General features: G+C 72.5%; 17 protein-coding genes. 3 read left to right on the top strand and 14 right to left on the bottom strand.

What is annotated here, in order from left to right:
- Positions 1 to 29: 29 nt before the first annotated feature.
- From Mco01_RS15260 to Mco01_RS15245, 4 genes are all read right to left on the bottom strand, one after another.
- Positions 30 to 248: a PNPOx family protein gene (locus tag Mco01_RS15260; protein ID WP_204057546.1), complete on the bottom strand. Its 219-nt coding sequence runs from the start codon at positions 246 to 248 to the stop codon at positions 30 to 32.
- A 107-nt stretch (positions 249 to 355) separates the two neighbouring features.
- Entirely contained in the window at positions 356 to 1,195 is an 840-nt protein-coding gene (locus tag Mco01_RS15255) for an ABC transporter permease (protein ID WP_239103617.1), read from the bottom strand.
- Positions 1,182 to 2,111 (bottom strand): ABC transporter permease, encoded by a 930-nt coding sequence (locus tag Mco01_RS15250; RefSeq protein ID WP_204057545.1) that lies wholly within the window; start codon positions 2,109 to 2,111, stop codon positions 1,182 to 1,184. Before Mco01_RS15250 ends, Mco01_RS15255 begins: the two co-directional genes overlap by 14 nt.
- A 7-nt stretch (positions 2,112 to 2,118) precedes the next feature.
- Positions 2,119 to 3,711 carry a peptide ABC transporter substrate-binding protein gene (locus Mco01_RS15245; RefSeq protein WP_204057544.1) on the bottom strand — a complete coding sequence of 531 codons (1,593 nt, stop codon included), beginning with the start codon at positions 3,709 to 3,711 and terminating at the stop codon, positions 2,119 to 2,121.
- A gap of 120 nt (positions 3,712 to 3,831) precedes the next feature.
- Between Mco01_RS15245 and Mco01_RS15240 the strand changes: the two genes are divergently transcribed.
- The 3 genes from Mco01_RS15240 (at position 3,832) to Mco01_RS15230 (ending at position 6,583) form a co-directional block, all read left to right on the top strand.
- Positions 3,832 to 4,803: a helix-turn-helix transcriptional regulator gene (locus Mco01_RS15240; RefSeq protein ID WP_204057543.1), complete on the top strand. Its 972-nt coding sequence runs from the start codon at positions 3,832 to 3,834 to the stop codon at positions 4,801 to 4,803.
- Between the two features lie 61 nt (positions 4,804 to 4,864).
- Positions 4,865 to 5,680: a DUF4253 domain-containing protein gene (locus tag Mco01_RS15235; protein ID WP_204057542.1), complete on the top strand. Its 816-nt coding sequence runs from the start codon at positions 4,865 to 4,867 to the stop codon at positions 5,678 to 5,680.
- Between the two features lie 96 nt (positions 5,681 to 5,776).
- Positions 5,777 to 6,583: an SAM-dependent methyltransferase gene (locus Mco01_RS15230; RefSeq protein WP_239103616.1), complete on the top strand. Its 807-nt coding sequence runs from the start codon at positions 5,777 to 5,779 to the stop codon at positions 6,581 to 6,583.
- A gap of 51 nt (positions 6,584 to 6,634) precedes the next feature.
- Here Mco01_RS15230 and Mco01_RS15225 read toward each other — a convergent pair whose 3' ends face one another.
- From Mco01_RS15225 to Mco01_RS15180, 10 genes are all read right to left on the bottom strand, one after another.
- Complete coding sequence (locus tag Mco01_RS15225; protein WP_204057541.1) at positions 6,635 to 7,660, bottom strand: lactonase family protein; 1,026 nt, start codon at positions 7,658 to 7,660, stop codon at positions 6,635 to 6,637.
- 109 nt (positions 7,661 to 7,769) lie between these two features.
- Positions 7,770 to 9,167, bottom strand: a complete 1,398-nt coding sequence (locus tag Mco01_RS15220; RefSeq protein ID WP_204057540.1) for a cellulose binding domain-containing protein — start codon at positions 9,165 to 9,167, stop codon at positions 7,770 to 7,772.
- A 145-nt stretch (positions 9,168 to 9,312) separates the two neighbouring features.
- Positions 9,313 to 10,431, bottom strand: coding sequence for an LLM class flavin-dependent oxidoreductase (locus tag Mco01_RS15215; RefSeq protein ID WP_204057539.1), 1,119 nt, complete (start codon positions 10,429 to 10,431; stop codon positions 9,313 to 9,315).
- On the bottom strand, positions 10,428 to 11,465 hold the full coding sequence (locus Mco01_RS15210; RefSeq protein ID WP_204057538.1) for an LLM class flavin-dependent oxidoreductase: 1,038 nt from the start codon (positions 11,463 to 11,465) through the stop codon (positions 10,428 to 10,430). The genes Mco01_RS15215 and Mco01_RS15210 overlap by 4 nt, the downstream gene beginning before the upstream one ends.
- A 58-nt stretch (positions 11,466 to 11,523) precedes the next feature.
- The gene (locus Mco01_RS15205; protein WP_204057537.1) at positions 11,524 to 12,738 is read right to left on the bottom strand and encodes an LLM class flavin-dependent oxidoreductase; all 1,215 of its coding nucleotides are present in this window, start codon (positions 12,736 to 12,738) and stop codon (positions 11,524 to 11,526) included.
- A 12-nt stretch (positions 12,739 to 12,750) separates the two neighbouring features.
- Positions 12,751 to 14,082, bottom strand: a complete 1,332-nt coding sequence (locus Mco01_RS15200; protein ID WP_204057536.1) for an NtaA/DmoA family FMN-dependent monooxygenase — start codon at positions 14,080 to 14,082, stop codon at positions 12,751 to 12,753.
- Entirely contained in the window at positions 14,079 to 15,890 is a 1,812-nt protein-coding gene (locus Mco01_RS15195; protein ID WP_204057535.1) for a dipeptide ABC transporter ATP-binding protein, read from the bottom strand. Before Mco01_RS15195 ends, Mco01_RS15200 begins: the two co-directional genes overlap by 4 nt.
- The gene (locus tag Mco01_RS15190; RefSeq protein WP_204057534.1) at positions 15,887 to 16,720 is read right to left on the bottom strand and encodes an ABC transporter permease; all 834 of its coding nucleotides are present in this window, start codon (positions 16,718 to 16,720) and stop codon (positions 15,887 to 15,889) included. Before Mco01_RS15190 ends, Mco01_RS15195 begins: the two co-directional genes overlap by 4 nt.
- The gene (locus Mco01_RS15185) at positions 16,717 to 17,643 is read right to left on the bottom strand and encodes an ABC transporter permease (RefSeq protein WP_204057533.1); all 927 of its coding nucleotides are present in this window, start codon (positions 17,641 to 17,643) and stop codon (positions 16,717 to 16,719) included. Before Mco01_RS15185 ends, Mco01_RS15190 begins: the two co-directional genes overlap by 4 nt.
- Positions 17,640 to 19,283, bottom strand: a complete 1,644-nt coding sequence (locus tag Mco01_RS15180; protein WP_239103615.1) for an ABC transporter substrate-binding protein — start codon at positions 19,281 to 19,283, stop codon at positions 17,640 to 17,642. Before Mco01_RS15180 ends, Mco01_RS15185 begins: the two co-directional genes overlap by 4 nt.
- Positions 19,284 to 19,342 lie beyond the last annotated feature (59 nt).

Here is a 19,342-nt window from a genome sequence, read left to right as displayed (position 1 = left end):
GGGCCCCAAGACGACCGCGCTCTTCACCGTCACTGACCGGCCTCCTCACGCGCGATGTCTCGGACGTGAAGACCAGGCCGGGCCCCCGACGACTCCATCCCGGAACCGAAGATGTCGATCGTGCCGAGACCGGCGTTGTGGTGGAACCCGACGGGATTGTTCTGCGGGGTGCCGTCGGGCGCGACAGTCGCCAGCCGACCACGGTGCTGACAGGCCGGATACGTTTCCTCAGCAGTGGCGAAAGCCATGGCTAGACCCAAAAAGCATCAGCTACCCCTGCATCAGCCAAAAGCCCTGCCAACTCCGGGACGAACGACCTAGGGCCTTGTCCCGTCACATGATCACGGGACACTCGCTAGCGCAGGCGCGGGTCGAGGGCGTCGCGGACGACGTCGCCGAGCAGGAGGAAGCTCAGCACGGTCGCGGTCAGGAACAGGGCGGGGAAGACCAGCAGGTGCGGGTGGTCGGCGAAGAACGACTGGGCGACGTTGAGCTGCAGGCCCCACGACACCTCGGGGTACTGCAGGCCGACGCCGAGGTAGTCGAGGGTGGCCTCTCCCGCGATGACGTTGCCCACGTTGAGCATGGCCACGACGATGACCGGGGAGACGGAGTTCGGCAGGATGTGGCGCAGCATCAGCCGTCCGTCGCCGGCGCCGAGCATCCGGGCGGCCTCGACGTAGTCCATGTCCCGGATCGCGATCACCTGGCCGCGCATCATCCGGGTCATCGTGGTCCAGCCCAGCACCACCAGCACGAGCGTCATCGCCCAGATGCCGTGCTCGGGGAAGGCGACCAGCACGACCGTGGCGCCGAGGACGAACGGGATGCCGAAGAACACGTCGGTCACCCGGGAGATGAGCGCGTCGGCGAGTCCCCCGTAGAACCCGCCGACGAGTCCGAGGACGACGGCGACGACCAGCGCGGACACGGTCACCGCCAGCCCGATCGCCACGGACGCGCGGGTGCCGTGGACGACCTGGGACCAGTAGTCGCACCCCTGCAGGTCGTACCCGAACGGCGCGCCGCCCGCCGGCCCGTGCTTCGACAGCCGCAGGTCGCAGTGCTCGTTGGGGCCGAGCCGGGCGAAGACGTGCGGGACGGCCGCCATCGCCCCGGCGAGCAGCAGGACGGCGGCGGAGAACCAGAACACCGGCCGGCGGCGCAGGTCCAGCCACGCGTCACGCGCGAGCACGGCGGATCCTCGGGTCGAGCACGCCGTACAGCAGGTCGACGGCCAGGTTGGCGACGATGAAGATCATGACGAGCAGGGTGGTGACGCCGACGACGACCGGGCCCTCCTGGAGCTGGATGGACTGGAACACCTGCTGGCCGATGCCCGGCAGGTTGAAGATCCCCTCGGTCACGACCGCCCCCGCCATGAGGTTGCCGAAGTCGACGCCCAGGTACGTCGCGACCGGGATGAGCGAGTTGCGCAGCGCGTGCACGCCGACGACCCGCCGCCTGCCGAGACCCTTGGCGACGGCGGTGCGGACGTAGTCGGCGCGCAGGTTCTCCACGAGGGACGTGCGGGTGAGCCGGGCGACGTACGCCAGGCCGAACGAGCCGAGCACCATGCCGGGCAGCAGGTAGCTCCCCGGCCAGCCCTCGTCGTCCCCCGCGGTGGGGAACAGCCCGAGGTGCAGGCCGAGCACGATCTGCGCGGTGTAGCCGACGACGAAGACCGGCACGGCGATGACGAAGGTCGTCCCGGCCAGGACGGCGGTGTCGGCGACGCCGCCCCGGCGCAGGCCGGCGAGGACGCCGAGGCCGATGCCGACGACGAGCTCGAACGCCCAGGCGGTCAGCGCGAGCCGGGCGGTCACCCCCCAGCGGTCCTGGAGGAGCTCGCTCACCGGCTGCCCGGTGAACGTCTCGCCGAGGTCGCCGTGGAGGACGCCCAGCATGTACCGGCCGTACTGGACGAGCAGGGGGTCGCCGAGGTGGTAGCGCTCGCGCATGACGGCGAGCACCTGCTCGGGCACCGGCTTGTCCCCCGCGAGCGCCAGGATCGGGTCGCCCGGCAGCGCGAACACCATCGCGTAGATCACGAACGTGGTCGCGAGGAAGACCGGGACGGCCTGGACCAGGCGCTGCAGGGCGTACCTCACCCTCGTGTCACCCCTGCTTCACGCTGATCGTGTACAGGTTCTTGCTGTACGGGGTCACGTCGACGCCGCTGAGGCGGCTGGTGAAGCCGATCTGGTTCTGCCAGTTCCACAGAGGGATCATCGGCATGTCGGCCAGCGCGACGTCCTCGGCCTTCTGGTAGAGCGGCAGGCTGGCGTCCAGGCTCGGCGCCGAGTTCGCCTGCTTGATCAGGTCGTCGAACTCCTTGTTCTCCCAGCCCATCCGGTTGCCCGCGCCCCACATGTACTCGAGGTAGTCCTGGGGGCTCGGGTAGTCCATCACCCAGTTGTTGCGGTAGGGACCGTCCTCCTTGCGCTGGCGCAGGGTCGACAGGTAGTCGGCGGCCGGGATCTTGCGGAACTTGATGTCCGAGATGCCGAGGTTCTGCTTCAGCTGGTTGGCGACGGCGGTCATCCACTGCTCGTAGCTCGGGTCGGCGTTGGAGAACCACAGGTTCAGCGTGCCGCTGAAGCCGCCGGCCTGGTCGAACAGCGCCTTGGCCTTGGCCGGGTCGTACGTGCACGCCTCGCCGCAGGCGTTCTCCCGGTAGCCGGGCACCAGCGGCGCGAGCAGCGACGCCATCGGCTTGAACGCGCCGTCGTAGACCGCGTCCACGATGGCCTGCCTGTCGATGGCCATGGAGAACGCCTTGCGCAGGTCGGGGTTGGCGAACCGCTTGTCGAAGGTCGGGAAGCCCAGGTAGTCCATCGTGCCGTCGGGGGTCTGCACGAAGCGGTCGCCGAGCAGCTTCTTCGCCTCGCCCGTGCTGGCCGGCGGGACGGTCGTCATCAGGTCCACGCGGCCGGCCCGCAGGTCGGTCCACGCGGTGTCACGGCTGGCGTAGATCTTGAGGGTCACCGCGTCGGCCTTGGCCCTGCGCTCGCCCGCGTACGACGCCGACCGCTTGAGCTTGATCTGCCTGTTGTGCTCCCACGCGCCGTCGAGCACGAACGGCCCGTTGCCGACCGGCGCCTGGTCGAACGCCTTAAGGTCGGTGAACGCCGCCTTCGGCATCGGCGCGAACGCGATGTAGGCGAGCGTGATCGGAAACTGGCTGAACGGCGCGGTGAGCGTCACCTCGAGTGTGGTGTCGTCCACCACCTTGAGGCCGCTCAGCTTGTCCGTGGACGGGTCGCCCTTCTCGGGGTTGAGCTTGTCGTAGCCCTCGATGTTGGCGAAGTAGTAGTTGTTGGTCCAGCCGTTGGGGCCGTAGGCCGTGGCGTTCCAGGAGTCGGCGAAGCTCTGCGCCGTGACCGGCTCGCCGTTGCTGAACTTCTGCCCCGGCTTGAACTTGATCGTCCAGACCTTCTGGTCGGTGCTGCTCACCGACTCGGCCGCCCGCATCAGGGGCTTGCCACTGGCGGCGTCGATGGAGACCGGAGTCTCGAACAGCGCGTCCAGCACCGTGATCGAGTAGTCGCTGGAGGTGTTGCCCGGGGTGAGATGGTCGGGTTCCGTCAGCGCGACGGAGAAGGCGTTCCCCTCCGACTTGGCGCCGTCCTGCGACGACCCTCCGCACCCGCCGCTCAGCATGACCGCCGCCACAGCGAGGGCGGCGGCCCGTCTTCTGGTGACCCGCACTGATCCTCCGCCTCTCCGTCGTGTTGCCGGTGAGGGTAGGTAAGGCGCACAGTCAATGCATCGGATGGTTTACGTATTCCTTACTGGTTCTATACCCGGCAGGCTGACCATGGAGGACCCATGGATCAGATCAACCTCAGCGCGCGCCACCTCCATGCCGTCGCCGAACTGGGATTCCAGGCGGCCCGGCACGGGGCCCACGGCGCGATGACGGCGCTGCGCGAGGTCATCCCGGTGGAGGCCTACGAGTTCGTCGCGTTCGACCCGGCGACCGGCCGCCACCGGTCTCTGGTGTCCGCCGGTTACGCCCGGGTGGACGAGGACGCGGCCGAGGAGTACGCGCGGCTCGACGCCTACCGGCGGGCGATGTCCATGCGCACGCCGGTCGTCATGGGCTCCCCCGGCACCGAGCGGTACTTCCGGCGCCACCTGGAGCCGTACGGCTGGCGCTGCGGCATCACCACGCCCCTGTTCCTGTCCGGCGGCCGGTACACGGGCCTGCTGCACGTGAGCGCGCGGTCGGACCTGCCGCCGGAGGCGGCCCCGGTCATCAGCGCCGTCTCCCCCGCCCTCGCCCACCTGACCGACCTCACCCGGTGCGTCATCGACCCCCTCGGGCTGCCGCCCGGGTTCCACGCCGTCGCGTTCGAGCGCGGCGGGCGGCGCCGGGACGTCGCGGGCTGGCCGCCGTCCGAGGCCATCGCGGCCGAGCCCGCCATGGCCGACCTGGCCCGGCGGTTCATCGAGTCCCGCGAGCTGTCGCGGCGCGGGCTGTGGCCGGACGCCGGGGGCCAGTGGCGGGAGGTGCGGATCCACCGGGCGGGCGTCGGCGCCCACGGCGCCATCCAGGGCGCGGTCATCGCCGAGCGTCCCTGCGACCTGCCGTACGACCTCACCTCCCGGGAGGTGGAGGTGCTCACGCGGGTGGCCCAGGGCGACTCCAACCCGCAGATCGCGGCCGCGCTCGTGCTCAGCGTCCGGACCGTGACCACCCATCTGGAGCACATCTTCGCCAAGCTGGGGTGCGACAGCCGTACCCGCCTGACCACGAAGGTCCTCGCCGAGGGGCTGTGCCGGGTCGACGTCCCGTAGCCGGGCGCCCGGAGATCGCCCTCGCGGGGCGCGGCGCGGCGGGGTCCGACATTATTGGCGCATGTCGGTTCACGAGCGATGGCGGCTCCCCCCGGGACTGGAGCTGCTGTTCGGCGACGGCGGCGAGGGGCGCGCGCTGTCGGTCGACCTGCCCTCCGGGACACTCGTCTGGCCCGACCCCGACTACGACCGGCTGCGCACGCACCACCGGCCGTCCTTCTGGCTGAGCGACGACCCCGTCCCCGCCGGGCTGTGGAGCCGGCTGCGGCGGGAGCACCCGCGGTCAGGGCTGTGGCCGGTGCTGCTGGAGGACGGCGTGCAGCCGTGGTCGGCCGGGCAGATCGCCCCCGACCCGGTCGACGAGATCGACCACTACTCGGCGGCGGGGTTCATGGCCGAGGCCTGGGACGACCTGGTCGAGGGCCGCGAGGAGGACCTGGCGCCGTTCGGGCGCGCGTGCCCGGGCCCGGCGCCGCCGGGGACGCTCGTGGCCGACCCGGACGCGGTGGCGGACTGGTACGCCGACGTGGTGGCCGAGCGCGTCACGCCGCTCGGCCTGGCCGCCGTGTCGCGGGGGGCCGACGCCATGGTGGCGATCGGCTGGCAGGGGGCGCTGCACCACAACGAGTGGACGGTGCCGCTGGCCGCCGTCGTGCGGAGCTGGGAGGACCGGTTCGGCGCGCGCGTCGTCGCCATGGGGTTCAACACGCTCGACCTGAGCGTGGCGGCCCCGCCCGCGACCCCGGCGCACGCGTTGCACGTGGCCGCCGAGCACTGGACGTTCTGCCCGGACAGCATCCTGCAGGGACCGGGCACGCTGACCGAGTACGCCGAGCAGATCATGGGGCAGAACGCGTGGTCTTTCTGGTGGGATTGACATATTCGGGCTGACTTCCTGCGCTTTCAGCCCGTATAGAGGTATTGGTTGGGCGATAATCGTTCTGAACCGGATTTGCGAGGCGAGGAGACCGGGTTGGGCGGCACGGAGGGGCGCGGGGTGACGGGTCTCGACACGAGCACGCCCAACATCGCCCGGATGAGCGACTACCTGCTCGGCGGGAAGGACAACTTCGCCGCCGACCGGGAGTTCGCCGAGAGCCTGCTCACCATCGCCCCCGAGGTCAAGACGATGGCCGTCGACACCCGGGACTTCATCGAACGTGTCGTGCGGTTCCTCGTCGACCAGGGCGTCACGCAGTTCGTCAACATCGCGTCCGGGCTGCCGACGCAGCGCAACACGCACGAGGTCGCGCAGGAGCTGCTGCCCGGGGCCCGCGTGGTGTACGTGGACGACGACCCGGTGGTGCTCAACCACGCCCGGGCCGTCCTCGCGCGCAACCACGACACCGGGGTCGTGAAGGGCTCGATCCTGCGGCCGTCGGAGATGACGGCCGACCCCGAGATGACCCGGCTCATCGACCTCGACCGGCCGGTCGCCGTGCTCATCCCGGCGCGGCTGCAGTACCTCCCCGACGCCGACGAGCCGTACAAGGGCGTCGCCCACCTGCGCGACCGCCTCGCGCCGGGCAGCTTCATCGCCATCGGGCACGCCGTCTTCGACAGCCGGCCGGAGCTCGCCGACCCGATCCTCTCGTTGTTCCGCCGCATCGTCCCGCAGGGCGACGCGCGCACCCGGGAGAAGGTGCTGCGCTTCTTCGACGGCACGGAGCTCGTCGAGCCCGGCCTCGTCTACATCCGGCAGTGGCGGCCCGAGACGCCGCAGAGCGAGGCTCAGGCGCAGCGCGTCTGGATCGTCGGCGGCGTGGGCCGCGTCCCCTGATCCCGCGCGCCGGGTGCGCTCAGTTCCCGGGACGGTCAGACCCGGGACGGGTCAGACCGCGGCGCGGCTCCGGACGAGCACGCAGGACGGGGTTCCGACCTCGAGGGCGCGCTCGCCCGGCTGCGGGACGCCGTCCTTGAGCTCCATCGCGGTCACCTCGCCGGACCGCTGCGCGGCGACGTAGAGGCGGTCGGGGGTGACGCCGAAGTGGCGTGGCCAGCGGCCGCCGGCCGGCACCTCGGCCACGAGCTCCAGCCGGGCCCCGTCCGGCTCGAAGACGCTGACGGTGTCGGGGCCGCGGTTGCCGACGTACAGGTACCGGCCGTCGGGCGACGGTGCGATGTGGGAGGGCTGGTTGTGCCCGCCGCTCGTGCTCGCGGCCGCGCCGCCGACCTCCCGCCAGCCGGCGTCGTACACGCGGACCATGCCGTCGAGCTCGCCGGTGACGTACCAGAGGTCGCGGTGGTGGACGAAGTGGCGCGGGCCGCTGCCGGGGGCCAGCCGCACCGGGCCGCGGGGGTGCGGGACCATGCCCGGCAGGAAGCGCCGGATCTCGTCGGTGCCGAGGTCGGTGACGTGGAGCACGCCGTCCGGGCCGAAGACCGCCTCGTGGGCGTGCGGGCCCTCCTGGCGGTCCGGGTCGGGGCCGCCGCCCTCGTTGGGGAACAGCAGAGGCCCGGGCTGCGGCATGCCGTCCCCGTCGAGCCGGTAGGCCGCCACCGTCCCGTCGCCGTAGTTGGCCACGGCCAGCCACTCCGCCGCGGGGTCCACCGCCAGGTGGCAGGGGTAGGAGCCGCCGCTCGGGTGCTCGGCGAGCGGCCGGGGGCCGTCCGCCTCGTCGGCGAACACGGCCACGCCGCCGTCGGGCCGCTCCAGCACGGCGTACAGCAGGGGCAGCCCGGGGTGCTCGACCACGAACGAGGGCCCGGACGCGGGGGTGCGCGCCAGCGCCCGCAGCACGCCGTCGGGGGCGGTGCGGACGACCGTGAGCCCGGGCCCCGACCCGTCGGTGTCGGGGGTGTAGCCGCCGATCACCAGGTCGCCGGGCCGGGTGTCTCCGGGCAGAGGTCGGGACATCGTCGCTCCAAAGGTTGGCCGGTCAGGACGGGCCGCCGCCGTCGATCGCAGTGATCGAATGCTACCGGCGGCCCGCCGACGGCCGGGTCCGCCCCTGGTTCGGGACGGGTCAGGAACAGGCGATGGCGGACGGCGACGGCGTCGAGGGCCCGGAGCCCTGGAAGCCGAAGCTGGTGGACGCCCCGGGAGCCAGACTGGTCGCCCAGCTCGGCGCCTTGACCGTCCATCTCGTGCCGCTCGTCGTGATGGTCGAGCTCCAGGCGCTGACGAGCGAGACGCCGGACGGGACGGTCCAGGCGACGGTCCAGTTGTTCCACGTCGTGGCGCCCGTGTTCTTCACCGTGACGGTCGACGTGAACCCGCCCTGCCAGGAGTTCGCCACCTGGTAGCCGATCTGGCACGACACCGTGCCGGAAGGAGACGGCGAGGGGCTCGGCGACGGGCTCGGGGACGGAGACGGGCTGGGCGACGGGCTCGGCGACGGGGACGGCGACGGGGACGGGCTGGGCGACGGCGAGGGGCTCGGTGAGGGGCTCGGCGAGGGCGACGCGCTGGGGCCGCTCGTCGTGTAGGTCGCCCTGGTGTACGCCGCGCTGCACTGGGAGCCGCACGCCGACGGCAGCGAGAAGCTGTAGACCCGGCCGTTGTTGATCAGCGTGTCGGAGACGTCGCGCACCCGGATCTGGAACTGCGTGGAGCCCGAGGTGAGGCCGCCGATGATGTACGACTGACCCATGTCGCCGTTCATCTGGGCCTGCTGCCAGGAACCGTTGGCGTAGTACTCGACCCCGTGGATGCCGTTGGCCAGGTGGGACACGGCGATCGCCGGCCACCACGCCTGCGCCCCCTGCAGGAAGCCGATCTTGATGTCGCCCGTGTAGTCGGGCGCCGGGACGTACGACCACGTGATGTGGCGGTTGTTCCAGTGGGAGGGGTACATGTCCCCCACCGCGGAGCCGTTCTTCACGAACTTGTTGAGCGACCCCTTGGCCAGGTCGAGGTGGTACCGGTCGTCCCGGCACCAGGCGTTGGAGTCGCCGCAGCTGTCGGCGACCTGCATGATCAGCGTCGCCCCGTTGTACGCGTCCTGCGTCCAGGACCCGTTCCGGCAGAACGCCTGGCCGGGGGCGCCGTCGTTCACACCGGTGCAGTAGTCGGAGACCGTGACCTTCACGAACCGGCCGCAGTTGAGGCCGTTGTTCCACATGCCCGTCTTGGACGCGTTGGCGCCGGTCAGCGGCCGCGGGTAGAAGGAGTAGTCGCCGGGCGTGTCGTACACGTTGAGCGCGACGAAGTCCTGCGTGTCGAGCTCCGACTGCGGCAGACCGCACCCGCCGTACGGCGAGCCGAGCGCGTCGAAGTAGGTGGCGTTGCCCGTCACCGGTGCGGGCGGGTCGGCGACCGCGCCCGCCGCGAGCGGCGCCGCCGCCAGCCAGGCGGACAGCGCCGCGACGAGGGCGACGACGAGCCGCGCGCGGCGTCGGACGTCGGAATGGCGGCCGGACATGGGGCTCCCTGGTATCGGGCCTGCTCGGAACCCCGGAATGGTCGCCGCGCGCGCTCGGCCGGGTCAAGGACGCCGGCCGTCACGGCGCCGCGACCTGCGCGGACGACCGGATCCCTGTGCAACTTTCAGCTGGAAGGACCCTCCCTCACCGCGCCGACCAGGCCTCGGCGAGCAGCTCGTGGGAGCGCACGCGGGCGGCGTGGTCGTGCGTGATCGTGGTGATCAGCAACTCGTCGGCGCCCGTGACGTCGCGGAGCACGGCCAGCTTGTCGGCGACGGCTCCGGGCGTCCCGGCGAACTGGGTGTCGAGCCGGTCGGCGACCAGCCGCCGGTCCTCCTCGGTCCACTCGTGCGCGGCCGCCTCCGCCGGGGACGGGTACGGTATCGCGCCCTCGCCGGAGCGGATGCTGCGCACCCACAGGCCGTACCCGGAGGCGAGCTCGCGGGCCGTGGCGTCGTCCTGCGCGACGACGACGTCCGCCGAGACGAGGACGTGCGGCTCGGCCAGCGTCGCGGACGGTTTGAACGCGGCCCGGTAGGCCTCCACGGCCTCCAGCACGTTGGACGGGCTGACGTGGTAGTTGGCCGCGAACGGCAGCCCGCGTTCCCCCGCCACCTGGGCGCTCTGGCCGCCGCTGCTGCCGAGGATCCACAGCTGCAGGGCGGCGCCCTCGCCCGGGACCACGTGGACGTCGAGGCCGTCGGGCGACCGCCAGGTGCCGTTGAGGAAGGCGATGATGTCGTCCACCTGGTCGGCGAAGTCGGGCGTCTCGGCCCCCGGCTGCTGGAGCAGCGACGCGTACAGGGCGAAGCGCGGGGAGCGCACCAGCGCCGCGAACGAGAACTCCTCGGGGATGAGCAGCCCGTCGACGACGCGCCGGGTCTTCGGCTCCCGCGGGGCGAGGGGCTCCCGCAGGGCCTCCGCCCGGCGCTGCCCGGAGCGGCCGAGGCCGAGGTCGATCCGGCCCGGGTGCAGCGCGTCGATGGTGCCGAACTGCTCGACGACGGCGAGGGGAGTCTGGTGGCCGAGCTGCACGGCCCCCGAGCCGACGCGGATCCGGCTGGTCGCGGCGGCGACGAGGGCGATGAGCACGGCGGGCGACGAACTGGCGACGCCGGGCGTGAAGTGGTGCTCGGCCAGCCAGTAGCGGTGGTAGCCGAACTCCTCCGCCTTCTTCGCCAGGTCGACGGTGTCGCGCAGCGCCTGAGCCGCGGTGCCGCCCGACGGGATCGGGGACAGGTCGAGTATGGAAAGGTGCGTCATCGCTGCCCTCCGGTGGGGAACGGCCTGCTGGGGATCTCGCGGCGGAGCACGGGGGCGATCTCGCTCTGGAAGAGCTCCAGCGTGGCGCGGTGCTGGTGCGGGGTGAGGCCGTCGGCGTCGGCGTGCAGGTGCATGACCTCGTGGCCGAACCGTTCGTGGTAGCGGAGCACCTTCTCGGTGATCTGCTGGGGGCTGCCCACGAGGATGGAGCTGCGCTCGACGGCGTCCTCCAGCGTGGGGAACACGGGCTCGACGCCGAGCCTGCGGAACAGGGCGAGGCGGGCGTCGTAGATGGGCCGGTAGGTCTCGACGGCCTCCTGGGAGGTCGGCGCGGCGTAGTAGCCGGCCGTCCCGGCCCCCACGAGGGCGTCCTGGGGGTCGTGGCCGTGGAACTTCCATCGGTCGCGGTAGTAGTCGATCAGCTCGGCGTACGGCTCGATGGGGTTGGTGACGTTCGCGGAGAACAGCGGGTCGCCCCACTGGGCGGCCAGGTCGACCGACTCCTTGCTGGTGGCGCTGCCGTGCCACACGCGGATCGGCTGCTGGAGGGGGCGCGGCAGCGCCTCGGCGGACTCCAGGGACGGACGGAACCGGCCCTCCCAGCTGACCTGGTCCTCCCGCCAGAGCCGGCGGAACAGCTCGTAGCCCTCGCGGTTGCGGTCCCACTGGTCCTCGGTCGTGACGTGGAACAGCTTGGCCTGGGCCGAGCCGTTCCCCTTGCCGATGATCAGTTCGAGCCGGCCGCCGGACAGGTGGTCGAGCGTCGAGTAGTCCTCGAACGCCCGCACCGGGTCGAGCAGGCTCAGCGTCGTGACGGCCGTGAATAGGCGGATGCGCGAGGTGCGGGCCGCGATGTGGCTCAGCACGACCGGCGGGGACGACGAGATGAACGGCCGTTCGTGCCGCTCCCCCACCCCGAACCCGTCGAACCCCAGCTCCTCGGCGAGGACGGCGTTGGCGACCACCTCGCGGAACCGCTCGGTGGTGGACACGCGTCCGTCGTGGGCGATGAGCGTGATCAGCAGGAATTTCATGCCGCGATCACCTTCTCCGTGCGGATCGGGAACGGCGCGGGGCCGGCGGCCCGGCCGCTCATCGGGCGGCCCCCGCGGCGTACCGGGAGGCGGGCCGCGGCAGGCCGAGGTGGCCGCGCAGCGTCTCGGCCTCGTACGCGGCGCGGAACGCGCCCCTCGCCCGCAACTCGGGCGCCAGCCCCCGGGTGACGCCCAGCAAATCGTGCGGCAGGGACGCCGGGCGCAGCCGGTACCCCTCGACGCCGGCGGCCCGCCACTCCAGCAGCAGGTCGGCCAGCTCGCCGGGGGTGCCGGCGAAGACCAGCGCGTCGGAGACGTAGGGCGCGCCGTCGAGGTCGTCGAGCCGCGCCCGGCGGACGGCCGCGGCCCCCGGCTCGTCGTCCAGGAACACGACGAGGTCGGCGTACACCTGCAGCGGCTCGCCCGCGCGGCCCGTCTCGGCCTCGGCCTCGCGGACCTGCGCGGAGATCGACCGCACCTGCTCCACGTCGTGCGGGGTGATGAGCACGACGTCGGCCCCGAGCGCCGCGAGCCGGTACGGGACGACGTCGTGGGCGAGGGCGACGACCGGCGGCAGGCCCTGCGGGGACCGCGGCGTGATCGAGGGGCCCTTGACGCCGAACCACCGGCCGGTGAAGTCGATGTAGTGCAGCTTGTCGCGGTCGACGAAACGGCCGGTGGCGGTGTCGCGGATCTCGGCGTCGTCCTCCCAGCTGTCCCACAGGCGCCGGGCCACCTCGATGGCGTCGGCGGCCTCGTCGAACAGGTCGCGGACGTGCTCACTCTGGGCGGTGAGCGCGTCGGGGCGCAGCTCCGGGAAGCCCTGCCTGCGGCCGAAGTGGGCGGCGTCGGTCCGCCGCCCGGACACCTGCGGCCGCCACCCGGCCCGGCCGAGGCTGACGTGGTCGAGGCTCTGGATGCCGATGGCGACGTGGAACGGCTCGGTGTGGGTCGTGGTGGCGGTCGGGACGAGCCCGATCCTGGAGGTCAGCGGCGCGACCCGGGCGGCCAGCAGGACGGCGTCGAACCGGCCCCTGACCTGGTCGCCCCGGCCGTCCGGGCCGTCGAAGAGGCTCGACTGCAGCGCGAAGGCGTCCTCGAACGTGACGAAGTCGAGCAGGCCGCGCTCGGCCTCCGCGACGAGGTCCGCCCAGTAGCGCGCCCCGAACAGGTCGGACGTGGCCCACCCGGAGCCGGGCAGGTCGCGCCAGGCCGCGGGGTGCCACCCGGCGCCGTCCAGCGCGACGGACAGATGGAGGGGTCTTTCCGGCATGCGATGCCCTTTCTAGTTCGAGCCCGGGCCCAGGCCCAGGTGGTCGCGGAGCGTGGTCCCGGAGTAGTCGGCGCGGAACACGCCGCGCTCCTGCAGGAGCGGCACGACCCGGTCCACGAAGTCGTCGAGCCCTCCCGGCGTCAGGTGCGGCACGAGGATGAAGCCGTCCGCGGCGTCCTCCTGGACGAACCGGTCGATGAGCGCGGCGACCGCGGCCGGCGTGCCGATGAACGACTGGCGGCCGGTGACCTCGATGACCAGCTCCCGGATGCTGAGCCGCTTCTCCTCCGCCAGCGCACGCCACTTGGCGGCGAGGGCGGTCCGGTCGCCCAGCGGCACCCGGCCTCCCCACACGCCGTCGGACAGGTCGGGGTCCACGTCCGGCAGCGGCCCGTCGGGGTCGTAGGCCGACATGTCCCGTCCCCACACCTGCTCCAGGAACGCGATCGCGGTCTGCGGCCCGACCTGCTGCCTGCGGATCGCCGCGGCCCGCTCGGCCGCCTCCTCCTCGGTGTCGCCGAGCGCGAACGTGGCGGCCGGGAGGATCTTGAGCTGGTGCGGCAGCCTGCCGTACCGGGCGAGCCTGCCCTTGACGTCGGCGTAGAAGGCCTTGCCGTCGTCAAGGGTGCCGTGCCGGCTGAAGATGACGTCGGCGGTCCTCGCGGCGAACTCGCGTCCCTCGTCGCTGTCGCCCGCCTGGATGACGACCGGACGGCCCTGGGGGCTGCGGGGCACGGTGAAGTGGCCGGCGACGTCGAAGTGGCGGCCCTGGAAGGAGAACGGCCGGATCGCCTCAGGCCGGACGAACCCGTCGCCGGCACCGGTCAGCGCGTCCGGCTCCCACGAGTCCCACAGCTCCCGGGCCAGCCGGACGAACTCCTCGGCCCGCGTGTAGCGGTCGGCCCGGTCGAGGTACCCGCCGCGGCGGAAGTTCTCTCCCGTGAAGGCGTCCGAGGTGGTCACCACGTTCCACGCGGCCCGGCCCTCGCTGAGGTGGTCGAGCGTGGCCAGCCTCCGGGCCACCTCGTACGGCTCGTTGAAGGTGGCGTTGATGGTCGCGGCCAGGCCGAGCCGCTCGGTCACGGCCGCGAGCGCGGCGAGGACGGTCAGCGACTCGGGGCGGCCCACCACGTCGAGGTCGTGGATGCGGCCCTTCAGCTCGCGCAGCCGCAGCCCCTCGGCGAGGAAGAAGAAGTCGAACTTCCCCCGCTCCGCGGTCCGCGCCAGGTGGCGGAACGAGGAGAAGTCGATCTGGCTCTTCGACTCCGGGTCCGCCCAGACGGTGGTGTTGTTGACTCCGGGGAAGTGCGCGGCCAGGTGGACCTGCTTGCGCGGCCTGCTCATCGGGACGGCTCCTGTTCATATGCGCGATCGTGCGCGCGTGCGGGCGCACGGTGGTCGGGTGCGCGGTGGTCGGATGCGCGGTCGTCCGCGCTGTGCGGTGAGCTGCCGTGCGCGTGCTCCAGCCGCGGCACCGCGGCCAGCAGCTCCTTCGTGTACGGGTCTTGGGGGGCGGTGAACACGCGCCGGACGTCGCCCGACTCGACGATCCGGCCGTCCTTCATCACGAGGACCCGGTCGCTCACGTGGTGGATCACCCCGAGGTGGTGGGAGATGAACAGGTAGGCCACGCCCAGCGACGCCTGGAGGTCGGCCAGCAGGTCGAGCACCTGCGCCTGGATCGACACGTCGAGCGCCGAGACCGGCTCGTCGCAGACGATGACCCGGGGACGCGGGGCCAGCGCGCGGGCGACCGCCACGCGCTGCCGCTGGCCCCCGGACAGGTGCCGGGGACGGCGCTCCAGGAACCCGGCGTCCAGGCCGACCTGCTCCAGCAGCTCGACCGCCCGGTCCCGCCGGGCGGCCCGGGGCTCGCCGCCCACGGCGAGGGCCTCGTCGAGGACGCGGCGGACGGTGAAGCGGGGGTCGAACGAGCTGAGCGGGTCCTGGTAGACCACCTGGATGTGGCGGCGCAGCTCCCGGCGCTCGGCCGCCCCGAGTCCCCGCCACGGCCGCCCGTCGATCTCGACCTCGCCCGCGTCGGGCTCCAGCAGGCCGAGCACGAGCCGGGCCGTGGTCGTCTTGCCCGACCCCGACTCGCCGACGACGCCCAGGGTCTCCCCCGCTCGCAGCTCGAACGACACCCCGGCGACCGCCGGTCTGCCGCCGAACGCCTTCGCCAGGTCGCGGGCCCGGATCACCACCTCGCCGGGTAAGGCGGACGCGCCGGTCCCGGAGCCAGCGTGAGCGCGACCCGGCGTCACCCCCGGCGGCACACGCGGCGGCGACTCTGACGCGCCGTCCACGCCACCCGCCGTGCTCTCCGGACGCGCCGCCCCGTTCCCGGCAGCGGTGCGCGACAGGCGGGTGCCCTTGGCGTGCTCGGCCGGGATGGCGTCGAGCAGCGCCCGCGTGTACGGGTGGGCGGGCGCGCGGAGGACCCCGGCCACGGGCCCCTCCTCCACGACCTCGCCCTCCTTCATCACGAGCACGCGGTCGGCCAGCTCGGCCACCACGGCGAGGTCGTGGCTGATCAGCAGCACGGCCGTGCCGGCCCGTTTCCGCTCGGCCAGCAGCCGCAGGATCTGCGCCTGCACGGTGACGTCGAGCGCGGTCGTCGGCTCGTCGGCGATCAGCAGCCGCGGGCCGCAGGCGATGGCCGAGGCGATCAGGGCCCGCTGGCGCAGGCCGCCGGACAGCTCATGGGGGTACTGCGCGGCCCGCACCTCGGGCTCGGGCACGCCGACCTCGCGCAGCAGGGCGACCACGCGCTCGGCCACGGTCCCCCGGGGGACGGCCCGGTGCAGGCGCAGGGTCTCGGCGATCTCCTTGCCGACCGGGCGCAGCGGGTCGAGGGACACCAGGGCGTCCTGGAGGACGTACCCGATCCCGGTCCCCCGGATTGTGCGCCAGCGCCGCTCGCCGAACCGCGTCGCGTCCTCGCCCTCGATCGCCAGCGAGGCGGCGCGCACCTCGGCGCCGTCGCCGGTCAGGCCGATCAGCGTCCGCGCGGTGACGCTCTTGCCGGAGCCCGACTCGCCGACGAGCGCCACGCACTCCCCCGGCCGTACGGCGAGGGACACCCCCCGCACGGCGCGGACCGGGCCGAACGCCACGTGCAGGTCCGTGACCTCGACGATGGGCGCGCTCATGCGAGCCTTCCTTCCACCCGGCGCTGGAGGTGCCGCCCGACGACCGTGACCGACAGGACCGTGAGCGTGATCGCCAGGCCGGGGAAGATCGCCATCCACCAGGCCACGGAGAAGTAGTCGCGCCCCTGGGAGAGCATCGCCCCCCACTCGGGCGCGGGGGGCCGTGGGCCGAGGCCGAGGAAGCTGAGCGACGCCGCGGCCACCAGCGCGGTGCCGACCTCGATCGTGGCCACAACCAGCAGCGGCGCGAACGCGTTGGGCAGGACGTGCCGCAGGACGATCCGGCCCCGGGTCAGGCCGAGCGAGGTGGCCGCCTCGACGTACCCGGAGCGGCGGATGACCAGCGTCTGCGCGCGCACCAGGCGGGCGTAGCTCGGCAGCGTGTAGGCGGCGATGGCGAGGATCGCGTTGAACGTCCCCGGTCCGACGACCGCGATGACGAGCAGGGCCAGCAGCAGGCCGGGCAGCGCGAGCAGCACGTCGACCAGGCGCATCGTCACCTCGTCGAGCACCCGCCCGCCGAGCGCGGCCAGCAGGCCGAGAACGGTGCCCGCGGCGACGGCCAGCGCCGTCGCGCCGAGGCCGGCGAGCACCGACGGCCGGGCGCCGTACACGATCCGGGTGAGGACGTCCCGCCCGTTGGCGTCGGTGCCGAGCAGATGTGCGGCCCCCGGCGGGCGGAGCGCGGCGACCGCGTCCACGTCGCTCGGCGAGCCGTGCGCCAGCACGGCCGGGAGCAGGGCGGCGAGCGCCACCACGGCGACGAAGAGGGACGCCGCCCAGACCCCCGCCCGCGGGATCCGGCGGGGCCGGATCGCGACGGCGGTCACGACGCGCTCCTCAGCCGGGGGTCGATGACGACGTACAGGACGTCGAGCAGGATGTTGACGACCACGTAGAGGGCGGCCGACACGAGGACCACGCCCATGACGACCGGGAGGTCCTTGCCGGCGACCGCGGCCAGAGTGAGCCGTCCGATGCCCGGCCGCGAGAAGACCTGCTCGACGATGACGGCGCCGCCGAACAGCACCCCGACCAGCCAGCCGGCCAAGGTGACGGTCGGGAGCAGCGCGTGCCGCAGGGCGTGCCGCACCCGTACGGCGAGGTCGCCCATGCCGCGCGAGCGGGCCGTCAGCACGAACGGCTCGTCGAGCGCGATCTCCAGCCCCTCGCGCAGCACCTGCGTCAGCACGGCGATGACCGGGACGGCCAGGGCGACCGCCGGCAGCGCCAGCCCCCCAGTAACCGGGAAGAGCCCAAGCGTGAACGAGAACAGCGTGAGCAGCAGGATCCCCGCCCAGAACGACGGGACCGAAACCCCGACGAGTTCGAGCCCGGAGAACAGCCCGCGCACCCAGCGGCGGCGCTTGGCCGTCAGCGTGGCCACGGTCACCGACACGGTCGCCGCCAGCGCGAACGCGGTGAGCGCGAGCTGGATCGACGGGCCGATCTGCGAGCCGATGGCCTCCCCGACCGACTCGTGGAGCTGGTAGGACCTGCCGAGGTCGCCGTGCAGCACCCGGCCGAGGTAGGTGAGGTACTGGACGGGGACCGGGCGGTCGAGCCCGTACTCCCGGACGATCTGCGCCCGGACCTCCGGCGTGACGGTCGAGTCGCCGATCAGGACGTCGGCCACGTCGCCGGGCGTCAGGTGCAGCGCCGCGAACGCGACCGTCACCGCCCCCCACAGCACCAGGAGCGAGGTGCCCAGCCGGGCGGCGATCCGCCCGGCCACCGTGCGGCGTGCCGTCATCCCTGCACGACCCAGGCGTCGTAGAAGGTCGGGTACGCCTGCGGCTCCCAGCCGATCCCGTGGACCCTCTTCGACTCGCCCAGCAGGTAGTTGAACACGTACACCGGGAAGACCGCGGCCTCGTCGGTCACCTTGTGCTGCACCTTGGCGTACAGCTCGGCGCGCCGGCCGAGGTCGGTGGTGTCCAGCGCGTCGCTCAGCCAGCCGTCGACCTCCTTGTCGGAGTAGCGGGCCGCGTTCTGGCCGAACCTGGTCGGCGTGGAGATGCTCGCGCTCGAGAACAGGTTCCGCAGGGCGTCGCCGTCCGCCCGCTGCCAGCTGAAGTCGACCAGGTCGTAGTCGCCCTTCGTGAAGGCGGTGACGAAGTCGCCGATGCTGGGCGGGTTGGTGACGTCGACGTCGACGCCGATCTTCTTGGCCTCCGCCTGCACCTGTTCGGTCAGCGTGTCGCGGTTCTCCCGGGCCGCGGCCTTGTAGAACGGCCAGCGCACGGTCAGCCGCCTGCCGTCCTTGGTGCGGTAGCCCTCGGAGTCGCGTCCCGTCCAGCCGGCCTCGTCGAGCAGCCGGCCCGCCTCGGCGGGGTCGTACCTCCACTGGGTCTCGGTGCCCTTGTCGTACCCGGTCGTCGACGGCGAGACGGGACTGGAGGCGGGCTGGTAGGCCCCGAAGTACAGGTTCTTCACGATGGTGGCGAAGTCGATGCCGTCCCGGAACGCCTGCCGCACGCGCCGGTCGGTGAAGACGCCCGAGGCGGTGTTCGGGTAGTAGTTGTAGTTGCCGCCCGGGGCCTGGCGGACGTCGACGGCCAGGCCGGGGTCGGCCTTCACCTGTCTGACGTTCACCGGCGGGACGCTGGCGATGGCGTCCACCTGGCCGCTGGTGAGGGCGCCGAGCCGGACCGAGTTCTCGGTGATCACCTTGATCACCAGCTTGTCGGCGTACGCCTCGCCGTTGTGCGCCGCGTTCGCCGGAGCCCAGTTGTAGCCGCGGTTGCGGTGGAAGGTGATGCCCTGCTTGGGAGTCCAGGCGTCGATGACGAACGGCCCCGACCCGACCACCTGCTTGCACAGCGCGTCCTGCGGCTGCTTGAGCGACGCCGGCGACTCCATGCCGAAGTACGCGGTCGCGAGCGCGCTGAGGAACGGCGAGTACGGGCGGGAGAAGTTCACCCGCACGGTGTGGTCGTCGATCACGTCGCTGCCGGTGTACGGCTCGATGTACGAGGCGGCGAGCTGCGACTTCGTCGCCGGGGCGACGATGTGGTCGAGGTTCGCCTTGACGGCGGCGGCGTCGAAGGGCGTCCCGTCGCTGAACTTCACGCCCTGCCGCAGCGTGAACGTGTAGCTCTTCTGGTCGCCGGACACCTTCCAGGAGGTCGCCAGCCAGGGGTGGATGGTCCCCTTCGCGTCGAGTGCGACGAGCGAGTCGAGCGCGGGGCGGGTGAACAGGCCGGTCACGTCCTGAGGGCTCTGGTGGGGATCGAGACAGGTGGGCTCGGTGTTCACCGCGAACGTGAGGGTGCCGCCCTTCACGGGGGCGCCGCCCTGCGGCGCGCGTGCGGCCTGCGTGCCGCCGCACGCCGACAACGCCAGCAGCCCGGCCACGGGGATGACGAGGCCGAGGGGAGATCTGTTGTGCACGGGGATGCGCCCTTCCTGTGCCGCCGATCCAGAAATACCTACATTCAAAGTAGGAAAAA

The sequence above is a fragment of the Microbispora corallina genome (genome assembly GCF_016863035.1).
GTDB classification, from domain to species: domain Bacteria; phylum Actinomycetota; class Actinomycetes; order Streptosporangiales; family Streptosporangiaceae; genus Microbispora; species Microbispora corallina.
Note: the sequence above shows the minus strand (reverse complement) of the source record. Positions and strands in the feature narration are given on the sequence as shown.